Origin of the sequence: Rhodococcoides trifolii, from assembly GCF_014635345.1 — a bacterium.
GTDB lineage: Bacteria > Actinomycetota > Actinomycetes > Mycobacteriales > Mycobacteriaceae > Rhodococcoides > Rhodococcoides trifolii.
Genome location: NZ_BMCU01000003.1, coordinates 148,221 through 164,049, shown reverse-complemented (window position 1 = coordinate 164,049; position 15,829 = coordinate 148,221). Strand labels below are relative to the sequence as shown.

The 15,829-nt window shown below is 66.8% G+C and carries 14 protein-coding genes; 10 read left to right on the top strand and 4 right to left on the bottom strand.

Features of this window, described 5'->3' with window-relative positions; genetic code table 11:
* Positions 1-23: 23 nt before the first annotated feature.
* The 3 genes from IEW02_RS14005 (at position 24) to IEW02_RS13995 (ending at position 3,093) form a co-directional block, all read left to right on the top strand.
* The gene (locus IEW02_RS14005; protein WP_229746039.1) at positions 24-1,004 is read left to right on the top strand and encodes a DUF3152 domain-containing protein; all 981 of its coding nucleotides are present in this window, start codon (positions 24-26) and stop codon (positions 1,002-1,004) included.
* Positions 1,001-2,176 carry an adenylyltransferase/sulfurtransferase MoeZ gene (gene moeZ, locus IEW02_RS14000; protein ID WP_188546119.1) on the top strand — a complete coding sequence of 392 codons (1,176 nt, stop codon included), beginning with the start codon at positions 1,001-1,003 and terminating at the stop codon, positions 2,174-2,176. The genes IEW02_RS14005 and moeZ overlap by 4 nt, the downstream gene beginning before the upstream one ends.
* Positions 2,177-2,238: 62 nt before the next feature.
* Positions 2,239-3,093, top strand: coding sequence for a TIGR02569 family protein (locus tag IEW02_RS13995; protein WP_188545471.1), 855 nt, complete (start codon positions 2,239-2,241; stop codon positions 3,091-3,093).
* Here IEW02_RS13995 and IEW02_RS13990 read toward each other — a convergent pair.
* On the bottom strand, positions 3,077-3,775 hold the full coding sequence (locus IEW02_RS13990; protein ID WP_188545470.1) for a FadR/GntR family transcriptional regulator: 699 nt from the start codon (positions 3,773-3,775) through the stop codon (positions 3,077-3,079). The two genes, IEW02_RS13995 and IEW02_RS13990, sit on opposite strands and share 17 nt — an antisense overlap.
* An 86-nt stretch (positions 3,776-3,861) precedes the next feature.
* Here IEW02_RS13990 and IEW02_RS13985 point away from each other — a divergent pair, with 86 nt between their 5' ends.
* The 6 genes from IEW02_RS13985 to IEW02_RS13960 all read left to right on the top strand — a co-directional run bounded on the left by IEW02_RS13985 (position 3,862) and on the right by IEW02_RS13960 (position 11,632).
* Entirely contained in the window at positions 3,862-5,100 is a 1,239-nt protein-coding gene (locus IEW02_RS13985; RefSeq protein ID WP_188545469.1) for an MFS transporter, read from the top strand.
* Positions 5,101-5,300: 200 nt separating this feature from the next.
* Positions 5,301-6,734 carry a nitrate/nitrite transporter gene (locus IEW02_RS13980; RefSeq protein WP_188546118.1) on the top strand — a complete coding sequence of 478 codons (1,434 nt, stop codon included), beginning with the start codon at positions 5,301-5,303 and terminating at the stop codon, positions 6,732-6,734.
* Positions 6,734-9,280: a nitrite reductase large subunit NirB gene (gene nirB, locus IEW02_RS13975; protein ID WP_188546117.1), complete on the top strand. Its 2,547-nt coding sequence runs from the start codon at positions 6,734-6,736 to the stop codon at positions 9,278-9,280. Before IEW02_RS13980 ends, nirB begins: the two co-directional genes overlap by 1 nt.
* A 92-nt stretch (positions 9,281-9,372) precedes the next feature.
* The gene (gene nirD / locus IEW02_RS13970) at positions 9,373-9,756 is read left to right on the top strand and encodes a nitrite reductase small subunit NirD (RefSeq protein WP_188545468.1); all 384 of its coding nucleotides are present in this window, start codon (positions 9,373-9,375) and stop codon (positions 9,754-9,756) included.
* Positions 9,753-10,913 (top strand): uroporphyrinogen-III synthase, encoded by a 1,161-nt coding sequence (locus IEW02_RS13965; protein WP_229746038.1) that lies wholly within the window; start codon positions 9,753-9,755, stop codon positions 10,911-10,913. The genes nirD and IEW02_RS13965 overlap by 4 nt, the downstream gene beginning before the upstream one ends.
* Positions 10,910-11,632, top strand: a complete 723-nt coding sequence (locus IEW02_RS13960; protein WP_188545467.1) for a sirohydrochlorin chelatase — start codon at positions 10,910-10,912, stop codon at positions 11,630-11,632. The genes IEW02_RS13965 and IEW02_RS13960 overlap by 4 nt, the downstream gene beginning before the upstream one ends.
* Here IEW02_RS13960 and IEW02_RS13955 read toward each other — a convergent pair.
* Both IEW02_RS13955 and IEW02_RS25355 read right to left on the bottom strand, forming a co-directional pair.
* Positions 11,589-13,325 carry an NTP transferase domain-containing protein gene (locus tag IEW02_RS13955; RefSeq protein ID WP_188545466.1) on the bottom strand — a complete coding sequence of 579 codons (1,737 nt, stop codon included), beginning with the start codon at positions 13,323-13,325 and terminating at the stop codon, positions 11,589-11,591. The genes IEW02_RS13960 and IEW02_RS13955 overlap by 44 nt on opposite strands.
* Positions 13,326-13,349: 24 nt before the next feature.
* Positions 13,350-13,475 carry a hypothetical protein gene (locus IEW02_RS25355; protein ID WP_268236734.1) on the bottom strand — a complete coding sequence of 42 codons (126 nt, stop codon included), beginning with the start codon at positions 13,473-13,475 and terminating at the stop codon, positions 13,350-13,352.
* 60 nt (positions 13,476-13,535) lie between these two features.
* Between IEW02_RS25355 and IEW02_RS13950 the strand changes: the two genes are divergently transcribed.
* The gene (locus IEW02_RS13950) at positions 13,536-15,014 is read left to right on the top strand and encodes an aminotransferase-like domain-containing protein (RefSeq protein WP_188545465.1); all 1,479 of its coding nucleotides are present in this window, start codon (positions 13,536-13,538) and stop codon (positions 15,012-15,014) included.
* Positions 15,015-15,030: 16 nt separating this feature from the next.
* Here the strand turns inward: IEW02_RS13950 and IEW02_RS13945 are convergent, their stop codons facing one another.
* A complete protein-coding gene (locus IEW02_RS13945) occupies positions 15,031-15,810 on the bottom strand; it encodes an alpha/beta fold hydrolase (protein WP_188545464.1) in 780 nt (259 codons plus the stop codon).
* Between the last annotated feature and the right edge of the window lie 19 nt (positions 15,811-15,829).

The following is a 15,829-nucleotide window of genomic DNA, read 5'->3' as shown; positions in this document are numbered from 1 at the left end:
TCGGCGACTCGACGGACGACCGTATGCGCAGATCCCATCAGCCGCTTCGCGCTCAGTGGGATCCGACCGCGGTCGACACCTCCCGCCAGCGCCCCGTCCGACCGGAACGCAGCGCGAAGAAGCGCAGCCGCCTGGGTCGGTTCACGTCGACCTACGGCTGGCGCGCATACGCCATTCCGATTCTGGCCGTCGTGACGATTCTTGTGGTGGTCGACGCCGTTCGTGATCCCGGCACGTCGCTGTCGCCGACCGCCTCCGTCGGCTCCGATTCGGACCCGGGATTCGGGGCTTTGAGCGATCCGAATTCGTCGACCGGTGTGGTCGGGGTTCCCCCGCAGGGTGACGGGAACTTCGCCGACAGCATTCCGTCCGGAGCGTTGCCGGACGGTGGTCCGTTCACCGAGCAGGGTGCGGGCACCTGGCATGTCGTCTCCGGCACGAGCGCGCAGGCCGGCCAGGGCACCGAGAAGGTGTTCACCTACACGGTCGAGGTCGAGGACGGCGTCGACACGACCAGTTTCGGCGGCGACGAGTCGTTCGGTCGTCTGGTCGATCAGACGCTGGCCAATCCGAAGAGTTGGACCAACGACCCGCGGTTCGCCTTCCGCCGGGTCGATACCGGTGACCCGGACTTCCGTATCTCGCTGACCTCGCAGATGACGATCCGCCAGGCGTGTGGATACGACATCCAACTCGAGGTGTCCTGCTACAACCCCGGCATCAATCGAGTGGTCCTCAACGAGCCCCGGTGGGTGCGAGGCGCCATCGCGTTCCAGGGCGACATCGGGTCGTATCGCCAGTACCAGATCAATCACGAGGTGGGTCATGCCATCGGATACGCGCAGCACCAGCCCTGCGAAACCGACGGCGGCCTCGCCCCGATCATGATGCAGCAGACGTTCGGTACTGCGAACAACGACATAGCGACTCTCGACCCCGCGGGAGTCGTCCCGATGAACGGTCTGACATGCAGGTTCAATCCGTGGCCGTACCCGCGCGCATGACCGGTTCCCTGCCTCCGCTGGTGCAACCGGATGGCGACCTCACCCGTGAGGACGTGGCCCGGTACTCGAGACACCTCATCATTCCGAACGTCGGAGTCGACGGTCAGAAACGACTGAAGAACGCGCGCGTTCTCGTCGTCGGTGCGGGTGGATTGGGATCGCCGGCACTGTTGTATCTCGCTGCGGCCGGAGTGGGCACGTTGGGCATCGTGGATTTCGACGTGGTCGAGACCTCCAACCTGCAGCGGCAGGTCATTCACTCCGAGTCCGACGTGGGGCGACCCAAGGCCGACAGCGCGCGGGACTCGATTCTGGCGATCAATTCGTCCGTCGACGTCCGAGTGCACCCGACACGCCTGGACTCCGGGAACGCGGTTGGACTCTTCGGGGAGTACGACCTCGTGCTGGACGGAACCGACAACTTCGCGACCCGGTACCTGGTAAACGACGCCGCTGCGCTGGCGGGAAAGCCCTGTGTCTGGGGGTCGATCTTCCGATTCCAGGGCCAGGTGTCGGTGTTCTGGGAATCCGCCCCGGACGGCCGCGGTGTGAACTACCGCGACCTGTATCCGGATCCGCCGCCTCCTGGCGCAGTGCCGTCCTGCGCCGAAGGTGGCGTGCTGGGTGTTCTCTGCGCCTCGATCGGCTCGATCATGGTGACGGAAGCGATCAAACTGATCACCGGAATCGGTGACAGCTTGCTCGGACGGCTGATGATCTACGACGCACTGGCCATGTCGTATCGGACCGTCACGTTGCGTCCGGACCCAGCGCGGACACCCATCACCGAATTGGTCGACTACGAGGCGTTCTGCGGGCTCGAATCCGCTCCGGACCTCGCCGCTTCGGACGGGGGTATCAGTCCGCGGGAGCTTCGCACTCTGATCGACTCGGGCAGAGATTTTGCGCTGATCGACGTGCGAGAGCCGGTCGAATGGGAGATCGTGCGCATCGATGGTGCCCGCTTGGTGCCCAAGGACCGGATCCTGTCCGGTGAGGCCCTGGCAGAACTTCCGCAGGACCGACCGATCGTGGCGTACTGCCGGACCGGTATTCGCTCGGCGGAAGTTCTGACTGCATTGCGCGCTGCCGGTTTCTCCGACGCGACGCATCTGTCCGGCGGTGTCACTGCGTGGGCGACGCAGATCGACCCGAGCCTGCCGATCTACTGACCGTCCTTCCCGCGGCGTTGCGCTCCCGGAAGTGAAGCCGGTACGGCGGTAGCGTGGGAAAGGTGACGTCGGTCGAGCCTCCCCAGCACGTGTGCGGCACGTTCGGACTGCGTGACGTCCCCGCTGAGCCGTTGGGTGTCGACTGGGACGGAGGGTGGCGTTTCGGCGACGTCGTGCTGTCGCCCGTCGCCGATCACGCTCGCGCAGCGTGGTCTGCCAAGATACGCGAAACGTTGGTGGTCGACGGGGTCCGTCTCGCCCGCCCGGTCCGCTCGACCGACGGCCGCTACGTCGTGTCCGGTTGGCGTGCCGACACGTTCATCGACGGCGTGCCGGAGCCGCGGTACGACGAGGTCGTCTCGCTCGCCACGCGCTTGCACGGTGCCACTTCTCAGCTCGAGCGGCCACGTTTCCTCGTGCAGCCGCCGGTAGCGCCGTGGGCGGATGTCGACGTGTTCGTGGCTGCGGACCGTGCGGCGTGGGAACCGGTGCCGCTGCGTTCGGCGCGAGCCGGAGGGGCGACCGAACCGACGTCCCCCGACGGTCAGCGCAGTGTGGAGCTGATCAAACAACTCGCGACACTTCGTCGCACCGTGACCACGGACGACCAACTCGTCCACGGCGACCTTTTCGGAACGGTGTTGTTCTCGGGCGCCCTTGCACCCGGAATCACCGACATCACCCCGTACTGGCGGCCGGCTCCGTGGGCTGCTGCGGTCGTCGTCGTCGACGCTCTGTCGTGGGGAGGGGCGGACGATGGGCTGATCGGCCGGTGGGACGGCTTGGCAGAATGGCCACAGATGCTGCTCAGAGCAGTGATGTTCCGGCTCGCCGTGCATGCGCTGCACCCGCGATCGACGACGGAGGCCTTCCCGGGGCTGGCGCGCACCGCCGATCTGATCAGATTGATTCTGTAGGTCCGCTTTCGCCGACGTCGTTCTGTGTCGATCCGACGAGCTCGGTGAAGAAGCAGCGTGCGGCCTCCGCAGCGCGGTCGGGGCGACCGTCCACGATGGCGCGAACCAGGGCGGCGTGCTCGTCGTGCAGGGCAACGCCGGTACTCGACACATGATGGACGATGGTCTGTTCGATCGTGGGGAGCAATCGGTCGTAGACCTCGAGGTACACCTCGTTGTGGCTCGCGGCCACGATGGCGCGGTGCAGGGCCACGTCTGCGTCGAGTGCGGCCGGTAGGTCCGTCTCCCAGAGCACCCGACGGCGGGCCAGCAGTTCTTCGAGCACGGCGATGTCCGACCGATCGCGCCGCTCGGCCGCGAGTGAGGCAGCCGTGGTGTCGAGGGCTCGACGCAGTTCGACGACGTCACGGTCGCGAGCGGCCGCGAAGTACTTGCCGAGGGCTGTACCGACGTCCGAGGTGGCCACCACGTACGTCCCGGAACCCTGCCTGCGTTCCACCATCCCGGCGTGGACGAGCGCCTGGACGGCCTCGCGGACCGTGTTTCGCCCGGTGCCGGTGCGTTCGCACAGTTCGGGTTCGGTGGGAATTCGGCTTCCGACCGGCCACACGCCGCGAGAAATCTCCTGGCGCAGTTGATCGGTCACCTGTGTGATGAGGCTGTGTCGACGGACCGGCTCCACTCGCGACCTTCCGTAGTTGTGGGCAAATCGTCTCGACCCTAATACGCCTTTGCGCCAAGTGATCGGGTCATCCTATGATTTCTGGAATGAGCGCAGCCATCGTCGACGACACGACTGCACGTGCGTCCGCGCGTCCGTTGATCCGTGGTCGGGCCCTCGTCTTCCTGGCGCTGGTCCTGTCCGCCTTCACGCTGCGCTCGGCCGTGACGTCGATGTCGCCGCTTTTCGGCCGGATCAGCTCCGACCTGAACTTCGGACCGGGCGTGATCGGCCTCCTCGGCATGGTTCCCACTCTGATGTTCGCGGTGTTCGGCGTCGCCACGCCTGCGATCTCGAGGCGCATCGGCCTGGAGTGGACGGCACTCGCCGCCATGATTGCGGCCACCGTCGGAATCGGCCTGCGCGCGTTGGCGCCGGACGTCGTGACCCTGCTGGGCGTCTCCACCCTTGCGCTCGCCGGGCTCGGCATCGGCAACGTCGTCATCCCGCCGCTGGTCAAGAGATACTTCTCCGACCGGCTCGCGCTCATGAGCACGGTGTACATCTGCTTCCTGCAGCTGAGCACGATCGTCCCGGCTCTCACCGCGGTGCCGGCCGCCGACGCGGGCGGCTGGCGATTCTCCATCGGCATGTGGTCGCTCGCCGCGTTCGCGGCGGTACTGCCGTGGATCGGTGTGTTGCTCATGCGTCGTGGAACACCGGCCGAGCCTGCTGCAGTCGTGTCCGACCCGCACACGCCGATCGCGGTGTGGCGGTCGTCCCTCGGATGGGGGATGGCGACGATGTTCGCAATGACGTCCATGATCACGTACGCGATGCTGACCTGGCTGCCCGAGTTGTTGGTCGAAGCCGGCGCCGGTGAGCAGTTCGCCGGCGCGTCCGTTGCGGTGTTCGGCGCGATGGGACTGCTCGTGTCCTTCGTCGCGCCAACCCTGTGCGAGCGGATGCGAAACCCTTATCCGATCGTCGTCGGGTGCGCTGCGTTCTACCTCGCCGGGTTCGCGGGCCTGATGTGGTCACCCGGCACGGCGACCATGCTGTGGGTGGTTCTGCTCGGACTCGGGCCGACGACGTTTCCGATGTCGTTGACCCTGATCAACCTGCGTACTCGGACGCCGGCCGGATCGGCTGCGCTGTCCGGTTTCACGCAGGGCGTCGGCTACACGATCGCCTGCGCTGGACCGTTGCTCTTCGGACTCCTGCACTCGGCCACCGGCGGCTGGGGTTTCTCGCTGGGCTTCCTGGCGTGCGGGGTGGCAGTACTGCTGGTGGGTGCCTTCGCGGCGTGCCGACCCAGGCTTCTCGAAGACGAACCCCGCGTCTGACACCCGCCGTCTCACCCGCGGCGACGGTGGTCCGTGAGGGCAAGTTCACTCCGAGGTCATCACGTAACGCGCCGCGGCAACAACCTTTTCCTATCTTTGGGGCTCCCCAGAGACCCATTCTCTGAGTCCCCAAAGACAAGGAGACCACTCACGTGACCAGCACGCCAGAGGCCGCCACGGGAGCGCCGACCGCTCCCGCCGTGAAGAAGCACCACATCTCGAACTGGAACGCCGAGGACGTCAGCGCCTGGGAGTCCGGTGGCAAGGACGTTGCGCGGCGCAATCTCGTCTGGTCCGTCGTCGCCGAGCACGTCGGCTTCTCGGTCTGGTCGATCTGGTCGGTCATGGTGCTCTTCATGCCGATGGCGACGTACAACATCGATGCGGCCGGAAAGTTCTTCCTGGTCGCCATGCCCACGCTGATCGGTGCATTCCTGCGCATTCCGTACACCTTCGCGACGGCGAAGTTCGGCGGACGGAACTGGACCATCTTCAGCGCCCTGGTCCTGCTGATCCCGGTGCTGCTCACCATGTACTTCATGCTGAACCCCGCGTCGTACACCACGTACATGATCGTCGCGGCGTTCGCCGGTCTGGGCGGCGGCAACTTCGCGTCGTCGATGACCAACATCAACGCGTTCTATCCCCAGCGCGAGAAGGGGTGGGCGCTCGGACTGAACGCCGGCGGCGGCAACATCGGCGTGCCGGTGATTCAGCTCATCGGTCTGCTCGTCATCGCGACCATCGGTAACACGGCCCCCGAGATCGTCTGTGCCGTCTACCTGGTGCTGATCGGTGTCGCAGCAGTCGGCGCGGCGCTGTTCATGGACAACCTCGACAACCAGAAGACCAACGCCCGCTCCATGATCGACGTTCTGAAGTTCTCCGATTCGTGGTGGATCGCTTTCCTCTACATCGGAACGTTCGGATCCTTCATCGGCTACAGCTTCGCCTTCGGACAGATCCTGCAGATCAACTTCCTCGCCGGATTGACCGACGGCGGCCCTGTCACGCCCGCACTGCAGGCCCAGGCGTCGCTCCACGCGGCGCAGATCGCCTTCATCGGCCCGTTGCTGGGGTCGCTGTCTCGGCCCGTCGGTGGCAAGTTCGCCGACAAGATCGGCGGCGGGAAGATCACGCTCTACACCTTCGTGGCCATGATCTTCTCCGCCGGAATCCTCGTCGCGACGTCCATGACCGACGACGGAACCGCCGGAGCCGCAACGGGTTCGATGATGGTGTCCTACGTCGTCGGTTTCATCCTGCTGTTCGTCCTGTCCGGACTCGGAAACGGGTCGGTCTACAAGATGATTCCCGCCATCTTCGTGGTGAAGTCGACAGAACTGGTCGGCATGACCCCCGACGAGCAAGCAGCGTGGTCACGCCGGATGTCGGGGGCTCTCATCGGAATCGCCGGTGCCATCGGTGCTCTCGGTGGTGTCGGCATCAATCTCGTTCTGCGAGCGTCCTATTCGGGTGCGGCCAAGTCGGCGACCATGGCGTTCTGGGTGTTCCTCGGGTTCTACGTACTGTGCGCCGTCGTCACATGGGCGGTCTACCTTCGCAAGCCCCGTTCGGCCGTCGCGCCGAACTCCACTGCGAGCGATCCGAACGCGGCGTCGGTGTCCGTCTGATGGGCGGGAAGGCCGGAGGCCGGTCGGAAGTCGGCGGGAAGGCAGCCGACAAGCATGCCGTTCTGGTTGGACATGGAATGGTCGGTCACCGGTTCGTCGAGACGCTGCGCTCGCGCGACGCGACGGACCAATGGGCGGTGACCGTTCTGTGCGAGGAAGAACTGCCTGCCTACGACCGTGTCGGCCTGTCCTCCTACGTCGGGTCCTGGGATCACCGCGAACTCGCCCTCGCCGGAAACGATTATGTCGGTGACGATTTCGTGACTGTTCACACCGGGGTCCGTGCAACGAGTATCGATCGCGCCACGCGAACGGTGGCCACCTCGGACGGCCGATCGGTGCACTACGACGCGCTGGTTCTCGCCACCGGTTCGTACCCGTTCGTCCCTCCTGTCCCGGGTCACGATCTGGACGGGTGCTTCGTGTACCGCACGCTCGGCGACTTGGACGGAATTCGCGTGCGAGCCGATTCTGCGGGCCCCGGCGCGGTCGGCGTGGTGGTGGGCGGTGGCCTGCTCGGACTCGAAGCGGCAAACGCATTGTCGCTCATGGGAATGTCCCCGCACGTCGTCGAGTTCGCGCCACGCTTGATGCCGATGCAGGTCGACGACGGCGGCGGAGCGTTGCTCGCTCGGCTCGTCACCGATCTCGGAGTCACCGTGCACACGGGTGTTGGCACGTCCAGCATCACCGAAACCGACACCGGGGTTCGCGTCGAACTGTCGGACGGAGGCGTCATCGACGCGGCGCTGGTCGTGTTCTCGGCCGGAGTTCGTCCACAGGACACACTCGCGAGGGCCGGTGGTCTCGACATCGGCGATCGTGGCGGAGTCCTGACCGATTCCGGTTGTGCAACAGCGGATCCCGCTGTGTACGCGATCGGAGAGTGTGCAGCCGTCGAAGGCCGATGCTACGGACTCGTCGCGCCCGGGTACGCCACGGCGGAGATCGTCGCGGATCGGCTTCTCGGCGGCGACGCGACCTTCCCCGGGGCCGACATGTCGACCAAGCTCAAGTTGATGGGCGTCGACGTCGCCAGTTTCGGCGACGCCCTGGCCAACTCGGAAGGCGCGCTCGAAGTCGTGCTGAGCGACGCGGCGAAGGGAACGTACGCCAAACTCGTGGTGTCGGACGACGCGAAGACCCTGCTGGGCGGAATCCTGGTCGGCGACGCGTCCGCGTACGCCACTCTGCGCCCATTGGTGGGACGCGAACTCCCCGGCGATCCCGCAGCGCTGATCTCACCCACCGGGGAGAAGATCGGTGCCGCAGCGCTTCCCGACGACGCGCAGGTGTGCTCGTGCAATGCCGTGGACAAGGGCACCATCTGTTCGGCCATTGCCGGCGGGGCCTGCGACATAGCGTCGGTCAAGGCGTGCACCGACGCCGGTACCACGTGCGGCGGGTGCCTGCCCACCATCAAGTCGCTTCTCGCCGCGTCGGGTGTCGTGCTGTCGAAAGCGTTGTGCGAGCACTTCTCTCACTCGCGTTCCGAGCTGTACGAGATCGTCGCCGCCACCGGAGTGCGCACGTTCTCCGGCCTTGTGGCCAAGTACGGCAGGGGAGCGGGCTGCGACATCTGCAAGCCCGTCGTCGCATCCATTCTCGCGTCGACGTCGTCCGACCACATCCTCGACGGTGAGGCCGCGTCGCTACAGGACACCAACGACCATTTCCTGGCCAACATCCAGAAGAACGGTACCTACTCGGTGGTGCCTCGGATGCCCGGTGGTGAATGCACACCCGAGCAGCTGATCGTGATCGGTGAGGTGGCACGCGACTTCGGCCTGTACACGAAGGTGACCGGGGGACAGCGCATCGACATGTTCGGTGCGCGGGTCGAGCAGTTGCCGGCCATCTGGAAGCGTCTCGTCGACGCGGGAATGGAATCGGGCCAGGCGTACGGCAAGTCGTTGCGCACGGTGAAGAGCTGCGTCGGGTCGAGTTGGTGCCGGTACGGGGTTCAAGATTCCGTGGGGATGGCCGTCGATCTCGAGAAGCGGTATCGGGGGCTGCGGTCACCGCACAAGATAAAGTTCGGGGTGTCCGGCTGCGCGCGCGAGTGCGCAGAGGCTCGCGGCAAGGACGTCGGCGTCATCGCCACCGAGAGCGGGTGGAATCTGTACGTCGGTGGCAACGGCGGTCAGAGCCCGGTGCACGCCCGCCTACTGGCCTCGGGACTCGACGACGACACGCTGGTGCAGTACATCGACCGGTACCTCATGTTCTACGTCCGCACTGCCGATCGGTTGCAGCGGACCGCGCCGTGGGTCGAGTCGCTAGACGGCGGACTCGAACACCTGAAGGCCGTCGTGTGCGACGACAGTCTCGGGATCGCCGGCGAGCTCGAGGCGGCCATGGAGCGGCACGTCGCGGGATATCGAGACGAATGGAAGGGCGTACTCGACGACGAAGCAAAACTCGCGCGGTTCGTGTCCTTCGTCAACGCCCCGGGTCACGAGGACCCCACGGTGATGTTCGACGAATCCGGTGCCCGCAAGGTACCGGTTCTGATGGGGATGCCGTCCGTTCCCAGTGGTCGGTGATCGCTGCGGAACGTCCGATTCACACGCCGTGCCGACCGGCGTAACGGCGAAGTAACACCGCACCCGTACAAAGGGTACGAGGAGGAGTACTCATGACTGTGATCGATTCGGCGGCCCGCACCGATACCTGGACCTCGGCCTGCGAGCTGGAGACGTTGACCCCGGACCGGGGTGTCGCGGTCCTGCTCGAGGGTGGTCGGCAGGCGGCGCTGTTCCGTCTCGCGGACGGACGTTTGTTCGCGGTGGGCAACATCGACCCGTACGGGCGCGCGGCGGTGATGTCGCGGGGGATCGTCGGCGACCGAGCGGGCGAGCCCACCATTGCGTCCCCGCTGCTCAAGCAGGCGTTCTCTCTCGTCGACGGCCGGTGCATCGACGATCCGGCAGTCGCACTCCCGACCTTCGACGTCGACGTGATCGACGGCATCGTCCGCGTGAAGATTTCACCGAACCGATCGGAGACACGACCGACGTGAGTGCCGAGATCGTTCCCCGTGACCCGGCCGACAAACCGCTGGCCGGTTACACGGTCGGCGTCACCGCTGCGCGCCGAGCCGACGAGTTCGCCACACTGTTGTCACGTCGCGGCGCGGACGTGGTCCACGCTCCGGCGATTCGTATCATCCCGCTGTCCGACGACACCGAACTCGAACGCGTCACCCGCGAGATCGTCGACGCTCCGCCCGACATCACGGTCGCCACAACGGGAATCGGTTTTCGCGGTTGGATGGAAGCCGCCGACGGCTGGGGACGGGCAGAGCGCCTGGGTACTGCTCTCGGAGCCACTCGCTTGCTGGCGCGCGGACCGAAGGCGAAGGGAGCGATCCGAGCGGCGGATCTGAGGGAAGAGTGGTCGCCGGCGTCGGAGTCGTCCGCCGAGGTGTTGGAGTTCCTGCTCGCCGAGGGCGTGGAAGGCAAACGGATCGCCGTCCAGCTGCACGGCGCCACCACCGAATGGGAACCTGTTCCGGACTTCTGCGAGGTTCTGCGGTGCGCGGGCGCCACGGTCATCCCTGTGCCCGTCTACCGATGGACACCGCCTACGGATCAGACGCCCATGGACCGCATGATCGACTCCATGATCGCCGGCGACCTCGACGCGGTCACCTTCACCAGTGCACCCGCCGTCGCGTCGATGCTCATGCGCGCCAAGGACAACGGGCTCCTCGAACCGTTCCTGCAGTCGATGCGTGGACGCGTCCTCGCTGCCTGTGTGGGGCCGGTCACCGCCGCGCCGCTCGAGGCGCTGTCCGTGTCGACCACGCAACCGTCCCGCGCCCGACTGGGAGCACTTGCCCGCCACGTCACCGACGAACTCCCCAGGCGCACCAAGACGATGAAGGCCGGTGGTCACGTACTGAGCGTTCTCGGGGGCTGCGTCGTCGTCGACGGGGAACCCCGCCAGGTATCACCTGCCGGAATGGCCATCGTCAAGACGCTTGCTCGTCGACCGGGCCGAGTGGTGTCACGAGAAGATCTTCTGGCCGCGTTACCCGGTGGTGGTGGGGACACCCACGCTGTCGAAACGGCGATGGCTCGTGTCCGCTCGTCCCTCGGGGCACCCAAGGTCATTCAGACGGTGGTCAAACGCGGCTACCGACTTGCGCTCGACGACTCGCTCGAATCGATATGACCGACCCTGCTCTGGTTCTGGTCGCGCACGGCACCCGTAATCCTCGGGGCGTCGAAGTCGTTGCGGCGCTTGCGGAAGCGGTGCGACCTCGGGTCGGCTCCGTCCGTGTCGCCTTCGTGGACGTGCTCGGACCGTCACCCGAGGAAGTGTTGCGCGACCCGGCGCTGACGGGTTCTGTGGTTCTCGTCCCCGCGTTCCTCGCGTCCGGATACCACGTCCATGCCGACCTCCCGCGTGAGATCGCCGCGAGCCGACGCGAAGCCGTTCACGTCACGCGGGCCCTCGGGCCGGACCCGGCGCTGGCCGACATCATGGTGGAGCGGTTACGGCAGGTGGGATGGAGACCGGGCGATCCCGTGGTCCTCGCCGCGGCGGGATCGTCGGACCGGCGAGCTCTGTCCGACGTCGCCCGTGCCGCTGAACAGCTCGCCGTGGCCGCGTCGACGCCGGTGGTCGCCGCATACATCGCCACCGGGCGACCGCGGGTGCCGTGTGTGGTCGCGAGACTACGTGCGAACGGCGCCGAGCGCGTCTTCGTTGCGTCGTACCTGTTGGCTCCCGGACTCTTTCATTCCCGCGTGCGCGACTGCGGAGCAACCGGTGTGACGGAACCGCTCGGTCTGCACGAGGGAGTGGTGGATCTGTTGGTCTCCCGGTATCGAGCGGGAGCGCGGATCATCGAATCGGCACCGGCAGAATCTCGGTCCGGTCGCCGCTGACGGTTCCCGGCGTGACGACGGCGATGCCGTCGCACCCCAGCAGGCCGGCAAGGTGCGCGGTCCGCGTCGATTCGCTTGCGTGCCAACGATCGTCGCCCTCGTGGACAGCCGGAACGAGACGTGCCGAGGTGGTAGTCGGCGGGGGGTCGATCAGTTGACCGGTGCGCGGGACCGTTGGAGCCGCACCGGTCAGGGCCGCCGAGATACTCGGACCGAGACACAACAGAGTTGCGACGGCCGCGTACGGATTGCCCGGCAACCCGAACACGACGCGCCGGTCGGGGAGAACGGCGATCACGCAGGAACCACCGGGACGGCACGCAACCGATCCCACGACGACGCGTGCTCCTGCGCGATCGAGGGCGCCCCGCAGACGGTCTGCTGCACCGCCGCCGGTGGCACCGACCACGACCACCACGTCCACGTCGGACGCCGCGGTGAGCGTGGTGTCGAAACCGCCTTCCGAGTCGAGAGTGTGCGTCTCGCCCCGAGGCCGAAATCCGCACGCGCGCAGGAAACTCGGCAGGACCGGTCCGATCGAGTCTCTGATCTGATTGTCCGCCAACGGACCGCTCGATCGAATCTCGTCGCCGGTGACGACGGTGCGGACCGTGGCCGGCCCGCGCACCAGCAGGGACTCGACACCGGCGCTCAGCGCGGTCGACACGAGGGCGGGTGTCACCGAGACACCCGACGGCGCCAATGTCGACCCCACGGTCCAGTCCTCACCCGTGCGGCGGGTGTCGTTCCGGACAGGCGCGTCCGGCAGTAGGTCGAGTCGACTGCCGTCGAGGGTCACGTGTTCGTCTCGGAACACGGACGTGGAACCCGGCGGCACCCGAGCGCCGGTGGCGATGCGCACGGCGGATCCGGAAGCAAGTGGTTCGGGGCCGCCGTGTCCGGCGTAGACGACGTCGTCGCGGACGTTCCACGGTCCATCACCGGCAACGGCGTACCCGTCCATGGCCGAGGTGTCGAACCGAGGGAACGCGGTCAGAGCTCGAAGCGGTTCGCCGAGAACGGCTTCCGCCGCATCCTGGACGGGCACGCTTCGGGGCGGCAGCAGCGCGAGTACCGCGCGCACCCGAGCGCGTGCATCGGCGAGTGACAACGTGGTCGCGCCGAGCACTCGGTCGAGGTCGGACTCGGTGTCGATGTCGGCAGTCGTTCCGATCTCGATCGTGGCCGTGCGCTCCGGAACGAGAGCGCGCATCGCCCGGCCGGCCGCGGCGCCGTCGCCCAGCGATCGGCGGAGCGCGTCACCTCGCCAGACTCCGTACAGGTATTGCGTCACTCCGTCTGCGTCCGAAGCGAACACCGCGTCGACCGAATCGTCCGTCGTCAGACGATCGACCAGTGTCTGCACGTCTGCCTCGTTCACCCACGGCATGTCGGCAGCCAGCACGATGACCGCCGACTCGCCTGCCCGAGAGTCGCGGTCGAGGGCCGCGACACCGGCCGCCAGAGCCGCGACGGGCCCGCCGTGCACGGGTTCCTCACGCGCCCACAGCAACCGGCGCGGCGGATCGGACAGTTCGCGCTGCGGACCCACGACAACGACGCGTCCGTGGACGGACACCGCAGACACGGCGCGTTCCAGTAGGGACGTCCCAGCGACGACGAGGGAGGGTTTGTCGACACCGCCCATACGGGTACCGAGCCCGCCGGCGAGAAGGACGGCGTCGACAGGCATCGTTCGAGCCTAGCGACAGCACCGTCAGTCCGAATACACCCGACTGCGCGGCGGGCCCGACCGCGCGCAGCGGCCCCCGTTGCCGACCGTTCCGGCCGAGCAGACCGCACCGATGATGGACAGAACCACGAGCACTCCAATGATGACCATAGATCGATAATGGACTGTGATTCTGCGGAAATCCGCAGTCCACTGTGTCAGAATGGACTGATGTCGACTGTGATTCCGAACCACATTTCGTCGATGTCCGCCGGAAGGCTCGCCGACGCACTCGGCGCCCCCACCCTCGAAGCGTCGTCTCGGGCGTCGGGAAGTCCGCTCTACGCGCACCTTGCGTCCGAGTTGCGCCGACTCGTGGAGACCGGCGTCCTCTCGTCCGGAACGAGATTGCCGGCCGAGCGGGCATTGTCGGCGAGCCTCGGCGTCAGCCGGGTCACCGTCGCATCGGCCTACCGAGACCTGCGGGACGCAGGACTGCTCCGCTCGCAGCAGGGAGCCGGAACGTTCGTGGCGCCGACCGCACGAGAGTCGTGGGGATCGCTGTCGCGCCACAACGGATCCGGCGTACTCGAATTCGTCAACGCGTCGCCGTCCGCATCACCGCTCCTGCACGAGGCCTACCTGCACGCCGTGGAACGCGTTCGAGACCGGTTGCCCGACAGCGGATACGCCCCGGGCGGATCGGTCGAGCTCAAGGAATCGGTTGCCGCGTACTACACCCGCCGTGGTCTCCCGACGTCCACCTCGAACATTCTGATCACGTGTGGAGCCTCGGATGCCGCTCACGCGATTCTCGACACGCTGATCGAACCGGGAGGTCGCGTGCTCGTCGAGCATCCGACGTATCCGGGGGTGGTGGACGCCGTGGCATCCACCGGTGGGCGGTGCATACCGGTCTCGGTGGATCCGGACGACCCCGACGGTTTCGTCGCCGCGGCCGATCTCGCGGCACGTCAGAGCGCTCCGACTCTGGCCTACTTCATGCCGGACTTCTCCAATCCGTCCGGGACGCGTCTGCCGGTCGACAGTCGTCGGCGGCTGTCCGCGACGATGCACCGTCACGGTGTGCTCACCGTCGTCGACGAGGTGTCGGCGGACCTCGGTCTGGACGACTCACCGGCTCTCGAACCGTTCGGTGTCGCCACTCCCGCCCGCGCGACCATCACCCTCGGATCGACCAGCAAGACCGTCTGGGGAGGAATCCGCGTCGGGTGGGTGCGAGCCGAACCGTCGATGATCGACCGAATCGCCTCCACCTACGCGCGCCGGCAGTTGTCGGCATCGATCCTGGATCAGACCGTCGCGGCCCTGCTTCTCGATCACTACGACGAGGTATGCGGTGCGCGCTCGCAGAGCCTCCGCGCTGCACGCGATCACCTTGCCGCATCGGTTCGAGAGATGTTGCCAGACTGGAGTTTTCGACTTCCTGCGGGTGGTCTGTCGCTGTGGTGCCGACTGCCCACGGATCTACGGTCGACCGATCTCGTCGCAGCGGCACACGCCCGGGGGGTACTTCTCGCTCCCGGCCCGAGGTTCGGGCTGGGTCACGCGTTCGACGATCATCAGCGGATTCCGTTCACGCGAGCTCTCGCCGACATCACCGATGCGGTGGCAGTTCTGGCCGACATCACTGCGGCGCAGAGTCTGTCGGTCGACTCCGCGCCACGGCGGCCGTCCGTCGTCGTCTGACCGGTTCCGGTTCGGTCTACCCCCGGGCGATGAGGTCGCGGACCAACTCGGCGGACTCGGCAGGTTTCGCTTGCGGAACCATGTGATCGCAGTCGAAGTGCTCGTACCGCATGTGCGGCAGCGAGTCCCGCAGCGCTGCTTCGAACGCCGCGGTCACGTAGGGAGGTTGCACCTGCATCGCCTGTACGACGGTGACCGGTAGATCGGCCGGCGGCAGGACGAACGGCCTGGCCAGTTCACCCCACGACGCCACGATGGCGGGCACCGACAGACGCCACCGCACGCGCCCGGAATCGGTGGTCACCAGGTGCTCCTCGATCTCGGCATCGACCAGCGCGGGGTCGACGTCTCTCCAGGCGCCGCCGAGCTTCTCCGCACGCGCCTCGTCGGCGTCGGTGTACTCGCTGTGCTGCACCGTCGACATCGCGACGTCCAACAGTTCGTCCGGATCGAGGCCGATCGCCGGATCGAACAGTGCAAGGGCCCGAACCCGTTCCGGACTGCGGCGCGCAAGATGGATCGCGATCGCGCCGCCGTACGAATGGCCCACGACGACGACCGGTCCCGACGCGTGCGCATCGAGCACGTCGACGAGCGCTTCGACCTGCGCGTCGATCGACCACGGTGGGGTGGAACGCGATCGACCGTGTCCGATGAGGTCCGGCGCGATGATCCTGGCTTCGGGCAGGTACTTCGACCAGGACTCCCACCGTTGGCCGTGCCCGGTCATTCCGTGAATAGCCAACACCTCGGGACCGTCGGTCGGTCCGTAGGTGTGGACCTCGATTTCGGGCATCGAAAGCCTCCTCGCGTCT